Origin of the sequence: Frigidibacter sp. ROC022 (assembly GCF_024723735.1) — a bacterium.
Classification (GTDB): Bacteria; Pseudomonadota; Alphaproteobacteria; order Rhodobacterales; family Rhodobacteraceae; genus SLM-1.
In genome coordinates, this window is the sequence record NZ_JANQDU010000003.1 from 527,410 (window position 1) to 537,785 (window position 10,376).

Genomic DNA, 10,376 nt, shown 5'->3' on the forward strand with positions numbered 1-10,376 from the left:
CATGGCGCTACTGACGCTGCGCAATCTCACCGTGGAATTCGCCACCGCCGCCGGGGCCTTCCGGGCCGTGGACGGGGTCGATCTGGATGTCTCGGAAGGCGAGGTTCTGGCCATCGTCGGGGAATCCGGGTCGGGCAAATCGGTGTCGATGCTGGCGGTGATGGGGCTGCTGCCCTGGACCGCGACGATCACCGCCGACGAACTGTCCTTTGACGGCCGCGACCTGCGGACGCTCTCTGCGCCGGCCCGGCGCCGGGTGATCGGCAAGGACATGGCGATGATCTTCCAGGAGCCGATGTCCTCGCTGAACCCCTGTTTCACGGTCGGCTTCCAGATCAAGGAGACCCTGCGCCAGCACACCGATCTGGACCGGCGCGGGAGGCACCGGCGGGCGGTGGAACTGCTTGACCTGGTCGGCATCCCGTCACCCGAGAAACGGCTTTCGGCCTTTCCGCACCTGATGTCGGGCGGGATGAACCAGCGGGTGATGATCGCGATGGCGATTGCCTGCAACCCGCGCCTGCTGATCGCGGACGAGCCGACGACCGCGCTGGACGTGACCATTCAGGCGCAGATACTCGATCTGCTGGCGCAGCTTCAGACCGATACCGGCATGGCGCTGGTGCTGATCACCCATGACATGGGCGTGGTGGCCGAGACGGCGCGCCGGGTCGCGGTGCAATATGCCGGCCAGAAGGTCGAGGATCAGCCGGTCGAGGGCCTGTTCGAGCATCCGCATCATCCCTATACCGCGGCGCTTCTGGCGGCGCTGCCGGAACGTGCCACGGGGCGGCGGCTGCCGACCATTCCCGGCGTGGTGCCGGGCCAGTTCGACCGGCCGACGGGCTGCCTCTTCTCGCCGCGCTGCGCCCTGGCCGATGACCGCTGCCGCTCGACGATGCCGCCGGTCCAGTCGGCGCAGCTCGGCCTGGCGCGTTGCCACTATCCGCTCGAGGCGGCGATGGCGGAGAGCGAGACATGAGCACCCCAATCGTCGAAGCCGTCGATCTGACCCAGACCTATCATGTCGGGGGCGGCCTGTTCCGGGCCAAGCAGCCGCTGCACGCCGTTTCGGAACTGTCGTTCTCGATCGCGGCGGGGCGCACCCTGGCGGTGGTGGGCGAGTCCGGCTCGGGCAAATCGACCCTGGCCCGCATGGTCACGATGATCGAAGAACCGACCTCGGGGCGTCTGACCATCGACGGGATCGGGGCCGGCCGCGAGAACTGGGCGACGCTGCGCGACCGGGTGCAGATCGTGTTTCAGGACCCCTATGGCTCGCTGAACCTGCGCCACAAGGTGTCGAAGATCCTGGCCGAGCCGCTGATCATCAACCGGCCCAACCTGTCCGCCGCGGACCGCGAGGCGAAGGTGCGTGAGGTCATGGCGCTGGTCGGGCTGCGCCCGGAACATGCCGACCGCTATCCGCACATGTTCTCGGGCGGCCAGCGGCAGCGCATCGCCGTCGCCCGCGCCCTGGTGCTGGAGCCGAAGCTGCTGGTGCTGGACGAGCCGGTCTCGGCACTGGACCTGTCGATCCAGAGCCAGATCCTGAACCTGCTGGCCGACCTGCAGGAAAGGCTTCAGCTGGCCTATCTCTTCGTCTCGCACGACCTGTCCGTGGTGCGCCATATCGCCGACGAGGTGCTGGTGATGTATCTGGGGCGGCCGGTCGAGTTCGGCCCCAAGGAGCAGGTCTTCGCGGCGCCGCGCCACCCCTATACCAAGGCGCTTCTGTCGGCGACGCCCAGTGCCGACCCGCGCAAGCATCGCAACCGGATCAAGCTGGTCGGAGAGCTGCCTTCGCCGCTCGACGTGCCGCAGGGCTGCGCCTTCGCGCCGCGCTGCTGGAAAGCGCAGGACCGCTGCCGGGCCGCACGGCCCGAACTGGAGGGCGCGGCACACCGGGCCAGCTGCTTCTATCCGCTCGAACAGGACGAAACCGCCGAAGGCCAGCCCGCATGAAGACAGCCAACCCGATGATCCGGAAAATGGAGGCCGGCGCGACGGCGATCGGCATCGGAACCACCCTGCCGGCCGGGGCGCAGGTGGCCATGCTGGCGGCGAAGGCGGGGTTCGACTGGGCCTTCATCGATCTCGAGCACACGCTGATCGGGCCGGAAGACGTCGCGATCATTTCGAACATGATGCGGGCACAGGACATCGCGCCGGTGGCGCGGATTCCGAAACACGCGCTGTTCGACGTGGCGCGGCTGCTCGACAGCGGGGCCTGCGGGATCATCCGGCCGCATGTCGAGACCGCCGAGGAGGCGCGCGAGCTGGTCGAGCTGTGCAAATATGCGCCCGGGGGCGACCGCTCCTGGGGCGGTGCCTCGCCGCAGCTTGGCTATCCGCAGCGCCCGTCGCCGGAGCTGATGCAGGCGGCGAACCGATCCACCCTGGCGATCATCATGATCGAATCCGGCGCAGGGATCGACGCGATCGAAGAGATCGCCGCCGTTCCCGGGCTGGACGGGGTGCTGATCGGCTGCGTCGATCTGTCGATCGACCTGGGCGTGATGGGGCAGGTCGATGCGCCGCCGATGCACGCGGCCATCGCCCGGATCGGCCGCGCCACCAAGGCGGCCGGCAAGTTCTTCGGCATGGCCGGCGTCGCCGCGCCCGAGGCCCTGACACGCATTCCCGGCATCAAGGTCGATTTCACCCTCGCCGGGCTGGATTCCCGGCTGCTGGCGGCGACGCTGGAAGACCGCGCGACGGTCTGGCGGCAGGCCCTGGGCGGGGCCGGCTGAACGGGCAGGGGGTCACTCGGGCGGCGTCTCGGTCAGGGACAGGGCTTCGGCCGAGACGATCACGCAATCGCGGTCGGCATAGACCCAGTCCCCGGCAGAGAATGTGGCGCCGCCGAAACTGACCGGCTCTCCCTCGCTGGCCTCGAACGGGGTATCGCTGCGCCGCGCCGTGGTGCCGAGCGCCCGGACCCCGAGCGCCAGCGGGTCGATCCCGGCGCTGTCGCGGATCGCGCCGTTGATGATGACCCCGCGCCAGCCGTTCTGCACCCCGATCGCCGCCAGCCGGTCGCCCATCAGCCCGACCCGGAGCGAACCGCGCCCGTCCACGACCAGCACCCGGCCCCGGCCTTCGGTCTCCAGCGCCCGCAGGACCGGGCGGTGATCCTCGAAGGTGGCGACGGTCTGGCAGGGGCCGTAGAAGCTCTCGATCTGCCCGAAGCAGCGGAACTGCAGGTCGCAGACCTGAACCCGCTCGTGATGGACATCATAGAGATCGGCGGTGCAGATCGCTGTGTCGGTCATTGCACCAGCGCCTCGACCTTGGCGGTCAGGTCGGCGATGTAGGGTGCCGGATCCAGCCCGCCGCCGGTCACCCGTTGCAGGGTTTCCTTCGGCATCGACGCGCGGCCGTGGCGATAGATGTTCTCGGTCAGCCAGCCATGCAGCGGCGCGTAATTGCCCGAATCCAGCCCGGCCGCGACTTCCGGCACCTGCTGCGCCTTGGCGAAGAATTGCGACGACATGATGTTGCCCAGCGTATAGGTCGGGAAAGAGCCGACATAGCCGTGCGACCAGTGCACGTCCTGCAGCACGCCCAGCGTGTCGTTCGGCACTTCCAGCCCCAGATAGTCGCGCATCATCTTGTTCCAGACGCCGGGCAGATCGGCCACCGGCAGATCGCCCGCCATCAGCGCCGCCTCGATCTCGGAGCGCAGGATGATGTGCATGTCATAGGTCAGCTCGTCGGCTTCGACGCGGATGAAGCCCGGATTGACCCGGTTGACCGCGCGCCAGACATCCTCGGCCGTCGCATCGGCGAGTTGCTCGGGGAAGTGGTCGCGGAACTCGCCGAAATGCAGATCCCAGAACCGGCGCGAGCGGCCGACCCGGTTCTCCCACAGCCGCGATTGCGATTCATGCATGGCAAAGCTTGCGCCGCCGACCGCGTAGAGGTTCACCAGATCGGTGGTGAAGATGCTGCGGGTGAAGTCCGGAGACACGCCCTGTTCGTACATCGCATGGCCGGCCTCGTGCCAGAGCGCGAAGATGCCGCCCGGGGCCCAGGTCTCGCGGAAGCGGCTGGTGATGCGCACGTCGCCGCGGGTGAAGGAAATCTCGAACGGATGCACGGTATCGTCGAGCCGGCCGCGGCTCAGGTCATAGCCCATGCGTTCGGCGATCATCAGGCCGAATTTCTTCTGCGCCGGGATCGGGAACGGCTGGGTCAGGAAGTCGATCCGCGGCTGCGGGCCGCTGGTCGCGCGTTCGATCAGGGGCACGAGCGCCGTCTTCAACTGGTCGTAGATCCCGCGCAGCTCGGCAAGGGTCATGCCCGGTTCGAAGACCCCGACCAGCGGATCATAGGGATGGGCGCCGCCGCCGATGGCCGCCGAAATCTCGCGCTGCATCTCCATCATGCGTTCGAGCAGGGGGGCATAGCCGGTAAAGTCGTTCTCGGCCCGGGCCGCGACCCAGGCGGAATGGGCGCGGGTCTTGAGCCCCGCCATTTCCGAGATGATCCGCGCCGGAATCCGCGACAGGGTGCCGATCTCCTGCTCGGCCTGGGCCAGCGCCCGGTGCCGGATGTCGTCCTTTGCCACGCCTTCCAGTTCCTTGCGCGCCCCGTCCATGGCGCGGCGCATCTCGTCGCCGGTGGCCAGGCCGCGGGCCAGATCGGTCAGGGTCGTCACCTGGTGCCCGCGCGCATCGACGCCACCCGGCGGCATCATGGTGCGGGAATCCCAGGCAAGCAGGTTCACCGTGCAGATGATGTCGTTGATGCGGGCGATCTGGGTCTGGAAGTCGGAATAGCTCAAGTCGTGGTCTCCGGGTTGCCGAATTCGGTCAGGTGGCAGGCAGCCTCGTGGTCGGGACTGCGCGGGGTGAGGGCCGGGCGCTCGGTCCGGCATCTGTCAAGGGCGTGCGGGCAGCGGGTGTGGAAAAGGCAGCCCTGCGGCAGGTTGATCGGGCTGGGCAGCTCGCCGCGTGCCGCGACGGTGCGGCTGCGGCGGGTGGGGTCCAGCTCGGGCGCGGCATCGAGCAGGGCCTTGGTATAGGGATGGCGCGGGGCCGAGAACAGGTCCTCGGTCGGGCCGATCTCGACCACCTTGCCAAGGTACATCACCGCGACCCGGTGCGAGATGTGGCGCACCAGCCGCAGGTCATGCGCGACGAAGACCACGGTCAGATGCAGCTTGTCCTGAAGGTCGAGCAGCAGGTTCACAACCTGCGCCTGCACCGAGACATCCAGCGCCGAGACCAGTTCGTCGGCGACCAGCACCTCTGGCTCGACCGCCAGGGCGCGGGCGATGCCGATGCGCTGGCGCTGGCCGCCCGAGAATTCGTGCGGGTAGCGGTCCGCGGCATCCGGGTTCAGCCGCACCAGGTCCAGAAGCTCGGCGATCCGGGCCGGGATGTCCGCTGCGGGGCGCATCTTGTGGACCGAGAGCGCCTCGCTCAGGATGCTGCGCACCTTCATGCGCGGATTGAGCGATCCGAAGGGGTCCTGAAAGATCATCTGGACCCGGCGGTTGAAGGCCCGGCGGGCAGTGCCGGAGAGCGCCGAGATGTCCTGATCCTCGAACAGAATCCGGCCCTCGTCGCATTCGTGCAGCCGGACCAGGCAGCGTGCCAGGGTGGACTTGCCGCAGCCGGATTCCCCGACGACGCCCAGCGTTTCGCCGCGCCGGAGCTGGAAGCTGACGCCGTTCAGCGCATGAACCGCCGGGGCAGGGCGACCCGACAGCCGGCTGACCACGCCTTGCGGCAGGGGGAAATGCTTGCCGATGTCCTCGGCGGTGATGAGCACATCTTGGGTCATACCGGGGATCCTGCAGCGACGACCGAGTCGCGGTTGAAACAGGCGACGCTGCGGCCGGGCGAGAGGTCCTGCAGCGGCGGCACGGTGGCGCGGCAGGCATCGGTGGCGAATTCGCAGCGCGGGTTGAAGGCGCAGCCGGGAGGGATCCTGTCCAGCGGCGGCGGGGTGCCGTCGATCGAGAGCAGTCTTGAACGTTCGGTGCCGGCATGGGGCACCGATCCCAGCAGGCCACGGGTATAGGCATGATTGGGCTGCGCGAAGACTTCCGAGACGGTGCCGGTCTCGACGATCCGTCCGGCATACATGACCGCCATCCGGTCGCAGGTCGCGGCGACGACGCCGAGATCATGGGTGACCAGCACGACGCTCATCGACAGTTCGTCGCGGAGGTCGAGGATCAGCTTCAGGATCTGGTCCTGAATGGTGACGTCGAGCGCGGTGGTCGGTTCGTCGGCCAGCAGCAGCCGGGGGTTGCTGGCCAGGGCGATGGCGATCATCACCCGCTGCCGCATCCCGCCCGAGAACTGGTGCGGAAACTCCTTGAGCCGCCGCGCCGCGTCGGGGATGCCGACCATGTCCATCAGCTCGCGGGCCCGGGCCCGGCGCCCGTTTCCGTCGAGATCGGTATGCGCCTTCAGGTTCTCCTCGATCTGGGTGAAGACCGGCAGCACCGGGTTCAGTGCCGACATCGGCTCCTGGAAGATCATCGAGATCTGGCCGCCACGGACCCCGCGCAACTCGGCATCCCGCATCGCAAGGATGTTCTGCCCCTGCCAGCGGACCTCGCCCGAGACGTCGCCCGAGGCCGGCACCAGGCGGATGATCGAGCGCAGGGTGACGCTCTTGCCCGAGCCGCTTTCCCCGACCAGGCCCAGGACCTCGCCCGAGCCGACGGTGAAGGAGACATCGTTGACGGCGGTCAACTCGCCATCGCCGAAGGTGGCGGTGAGGTTGCGGACGTCCAGCACCGGTTCGGTCGTCTTGGGGCCGCTCATCGTTTGGTCCTCAGCAGTTCCGCCAGCCCGTCGCCGGTCAGGCTGAAGCCGAGCCCGGTGAGCACGATGGCCACGCCGGGGAAGACGGAAATCCACCAGGCGGTGGCCATGAAGTTCTTTCCGTCGGCGATCTGCACCCCCCATTCGGCGGCGGGCGGCTGTGCGCCCAGGCCGAGATAGCCGAGGCTGGAGCCCAGCAGGATCGCCAGCGCCATGTCGGTCATCCAGTAGACGACCGCCGGGGTGATGGCATTGGGCAGCAGGTGGCGGAAGATGATCCGCATATGGGTATAGCCCATGGCGCGGCCGGCATCGGCATAGTCGAGGCGTTTCTGGACCTTGATCTCGGCGGCGGTGATCCGGGCGTAGAACACCCAGCCGACGACGCCGATGGCGATGTACATGTTCACCAGCCCGGGCCCGAGGACCGAGACGATGGCGATCACCAGGACCAGGAAGGGGAAGGTGATGACGGCATCCACCACGCGCCCGAACAGGGTCTCGGCGATGCCGCCGGCATAGCCGACGAGGGCGCCGATGATGGTGCCGAAGAAGAACGGGAAGATCGTGGCGAAGATCGCGATCTGCATGTCGATCGTATAGGCGTGGATCACCCGGCTCAGCACGTCGCGGCCGAAGTTGTCGGTGCCCATCGGATGCGCCATCGACGGCCCTTGCAGCAGGGCGTTGTAGTCGAAGGCATCCGGTTCGTAGGGGGCGAAGACCGTCGGGAAGGTTGCCACGGCGATGCTGAGCAGCAGGATCGTGCCGCCCAGGATCAGCGGGCGCGGCAGGGCGAGGCGCCGGGGACGCTCGGAAGGGGGTGCCAGATCGGTCATCGCGACACTCTCGGGTCCAGCCAGACCTGCACGAGGTCGGTCAAGAGGAAGGTCACCGACACCAGCACCGCCAGCGCTATGGTCAGGCCCTGCACCACCGGGTAGTCGCGGCCATAGATGCTGTCGACCATCAGCCGGCCGGCGCCGGGGATGGCAAAGACCGTCTCGGTGATGACCGCGCCGCTGAGCAGGGTGCCGATCGACAGGCCGAACAGCGCCACGGTCGAGATCAGCGCATTGCGCAGCACATGCCGGAACAGCACCAGTTTCGGGGCGAGGCCCTTGGAACGGGCGAATTGCACGTATTCGGCGTCGATCACCCCGATGATCGCGCTGCGCAGGTTGCGCATCAGGATCGCCGAGAGGCTGAAGGCCAGTGTCACAGCCGGCAGGAACAGGTGATAGAGGTTGTCCACGAAGCCCTCGCCATAGCCGCCGACCGGGAACCAGCGCAGCTTGGCGCCGAAGACGGTGAGCAGGATCAGGCCGAGGTAGAAGACCGGCATCGAAAGCCCCACCTGGAAGGCCCCGCGCACCGTGCTGTCGGCGGCGGTGCCGCGCCGCAGGGCGGCGACGAAGGCCAGCGGCACCGCCATGACCACCGCGATCAGCGCCGCCATGACCGTCAGCATGATGGTGACGGGCAGGCGATCCGCGATCAGCGTGGTGACCGGCAGCTTGAGATGAATGGAATCGCCGAGATCTCCGGTGGCCACCGATTTCACGAAGACACCGAACTGGACCACAAGCGGACGGTCGAGTCCGAGTTCGCGGTTGATCCGTTCGACATCGGCATCGACGGCCCGGTCGCCAAGGATGGCGCTGGCCGGATCACCGGGCAGAAGGCGCACCAGCGCAAAGACCACGATCAGGATGAACAGGACTGTCGGGATCAGTTGCAGCAGGCGGCGTGCGATATAGCTGGCCAATTGCAAGGGGGGAGTCTTTCGGCTGAGGTCTTGGGTGGCAGCGGAGGGGTTTCCCCCTCCGCGCCTTGGTTTTACTGGTCGAGCCAGGTCTCGGTGAAGATGTTGTTGCCGAGCGGGATCTGGTAGAACCCGTTCACCTTCTGGCTCAACGCCACCGGGTAGGGCGTCTCATACAGGGGAATGGTCGGCCCGGTCGCATTGAAGATCTCCTGGATACGGGCAAACTGCTCCGCCCGCTTCACCGGGTCCATCTCTTTCTGCGATTCCTCGAACAGCTTGTCGACCTCGGCGTTCTTCCAGCCGGAATGCAGCGCGTCGATGGTCGGGCTGTAGGCGAAATACGAGGTGATCTGGCTGGGGTCGGAGATGTCGTTGGTCCAGCCGCCGGTCCGCATCTCGAAGGTGCCGGCCCGGTACTGTTCGGTCCGGGAGGCGTTGTCCACCTGGCGGATTTCCAGATCGATGCCGATCGCCTTCCACATCTGCTGCAGGGCGGTGGTGATGCCCAGATCGTCCTGGTTCCCGGCGATGGTCAGGATCGAGATCTTGAAGCCGTCGGGATAGCCGGATTCGGCCATCAGGGCCTTGGCCTTCTCGAGATCGTAGGGGAACAGCGGCTTGTCACCCGAGTGCATCGGGGTGGAGGACGCCATGAACGAGGTCAGCGGGGTGCCGACGCCATAGGTGACGACCTGCACCAGCGCCTCCTTGTTGGCGGCGTAGTTCATCGCCTGGCGCACCTTCTCGTCGGCCAGCGGATTGGGCTTGCCGTTGATCTCGGGGCGGACGTTCATGATGATGTCCCAGACGCGGGTGCCGGGGAACAGTTCCATCTTGATGTTGGGGTCGGCCTTCAGCTCTCCCACGCGGGCGAAGGGAATGAACTCGGCCCCGTCGATGTCACCCGATTGCAGTTTCAGGATCCGGGTGGCGTCGTCCGGGATCACCTCGAAGTTCAGCCCGTCGAGATAGGGCAGCGGCTTTCCGTCGGCGCCCTTGGCCCAGTAGTACTCGTTCCGGGTCATCTTCATGCTCGACCCGCGGTCCCAGCTGGTCAGCACGAAGGGGCCGGTTCCGATCGGGTGCTTGCCGAATTCCTGCGCCTTCTCGGCGTCGGTTTCGCCCGGCATCGCTTCGAAGGCGGCCTTGGGCATGATCGCCGTGTTGAACACGCTGAGCGCGGCCAGGATCGTCGGATCGGGGTATTTCAGTTTGATGACGATGGTGCCCGCATCGGGGGCGGTCACGGTATCGACCGAAGCGAGGATGAAGTTCCAGATGCCGTTGTCCGGGTTCTTTGCCCGGTTCAGCGACCAGATCACGTCCTCGGTGGTCATCGGGGTGCCGTCCGAGAACTTGACCCCTTCGCGCAGTTTCAGCGTGACCTCGTCGCCGGCCTCGTTGACGCTCCATTCGGTGGCCAGGCCCGGCTTCAGCGTCATGCCGTCCGGGCTCGACATGATCAGGGTTTCGTAGAAGTTCGTCATGACCCAGATATCGACGTTCGCGTCGTTCAGGACCGGGTCGAGGAACAGGCTGTCCGTGTAGCGGCCATATGTCATGACACCACCGCGTTCCTGGGCCGAAACGGCGCTAAGGCCCCCCAGCAACGCGGTTACAGACAGCGCGGCAGCGGCGACTATCTTCATTTCAGCATCTCCATGTTGGAACAGTGTGATGTGGACTTAAAACGTTCCACGGTTGTCGTATTGTGTCAACAATACACTTCGCTGGATTTTCGGGCAAGCGCGCCCTAAAGTAAGTCACAATCCGCGAATTTCTGTCGAATCGTATCACTAGTGTAGCACGATTTTTCGAGG

At 66.7% G+C, this 10,376-nt stretch carries 10 protein-coding genes; 3 read left to right on the forward strand and 7 right to left on the reverse strand.

The features are described 5' to 3' along the window. Position 1 precedes the first annotated feature (1 nt). Genes NUW50_RS14375 through NUW50_RS14385 form a run of 3 tightly spaced genes read left to right on the forward strand, consistent with a single transcriptional unit; the run spans position 2 to position 2,753 of the window. The gene (locus NUW50_RS14375) at positions 2–982 is read left to right on the forward strand and encodes an ABC transporter ATP-binding protein (protein WP_258289824.1); all 981 of its coding nucleotides are present in this window, start codon (positions 2–4) and stop codon (positions 980–982) included. Then, on the forward strand, positions 979–1,965 hold the full coding sequence (locus tag NUW50_RS14380) for an ABC transporter ATP-binding protein (RefSeq protein WP_258289825.1): 987 nt from the start codon (positions 979–981) through the stop codon (positions 1,963–1,965). The genes NUW50_RS14375 and NUW50_RS14380 overlap by 4 nt, the downstream gene beginning before the upstream one ends. Continuing rightward, positions 1,962–2,753 (forward strand): HpcH/HpaI aldolase family protein, encoded by a 792-nt coding sequence (locus NUW50_RS14385; protein ID WP_258289826.1) that lies wholly within the window; start codon positions 1,962–1,964, stop codon positions 2,751–2,753. Before NUW50_RS14380 ends, NUW50_RS14385 begins: the two co-directional genes overlap by 4 nt. Positions 2,754–2,765: 12 nt before the next feature. On the opposite strand, the gene rraA is transcribed toward NUW50_RS14385, so the two are convergent. From rraA to NUW50_RS14420, 7 genes are all read right to left on the reverse strand, one after another. Next, entirely contained in the window at positions 2,766–3,275 is a 510-nt protein-coding gene (rraA, locus tag NUW50_RS14390) for a ribonuclease E activity regulator RraA (protein ID WP_258289827.1), read from the reverse strand. Further along, positions 3,272–4,789: a carboxypeptidase M32 gene (locus tag NUW50_RS14395; RefSeq protein WP_258289828.1), complete on the reverse strand. Its 1,518-nt coding sequence runs from the start codon at positions 4,787–4,789 to the stop codon at positions 3,272–3,274. Before NUW50_RS14395 ends, rraA begins: the two co-directional genes overlap by 4 nt. Beyond that, positions 4,786–5,793 carry an ABC transporter ATP-binding protein gene (locus tag NUW50_RS14400; RefSeq protein ID WP_258289829.1) on the reverse strand — a complete coding sequence of 336 codons (1,008 nt, stop codon included), beginning with the start codon at positions 5,791–5,793 and terminating at the stop codon, positions 4,786–4,788. The genes NUW50_RS14395 and NUW50_RS14400 overlap by 4 nt, the downstream gene beginning before the upstream one ends. Beyond that, entirely contained in the window at positions 5,790–6,788 is a 999-nt protein-coding gene (locus NUW50_RS14405; protein WP_258289830.1) for an ABC transporter ATP-binding protein, read from the reverse strand. The genes NUW50_RS14400 and NUW50_RS14405 overlap by 4 nt, the downstream gene beginning before the upstream one ends. After that, positions 6,785–7,627, reverse strand: a complete 843-nt coding sequence (locus NUW50_RS14410) for an ABC transporter permease (protein ID WP_258289831.1) — start codon at positions 7,625–7,627, stop codon at positions 6,785–6,787. The genes NUW50_RS14405 and NUW50_RS14410 overlap by 4 nt, the downstream gene beginning before the upstream one ends. Continuing rightward, on the reverse strand, positions 7,624–8,562 hold the full coding sequence (locus NUW50_RS14415) for an ABC transporter permease (RefSeq protein ID WP_258289832.1): 939 nt from the start codon (positions 8,560–8,562) through the stop codon (positions 7,624–7,626). The genes NUW50_RS14410 and NUW50_RS14415 overlap by 4 nt, the downstream gene beginning before the upstream one ends. Positions 8,563–8,627: 65 nt before the next feature. Further along, a complete protein-coding gene (locus NUW50_RS14420) occupies positions 8,628–10,205 on the reverse strand; it encodes an ABC transporter substrate-binding protein (RefSeq protein ID WP_258289833.1) in 1,578 nt (525 codons plus the stop codon). Positions 10,206–10,376: the final 171 nt, after the last annotated feature.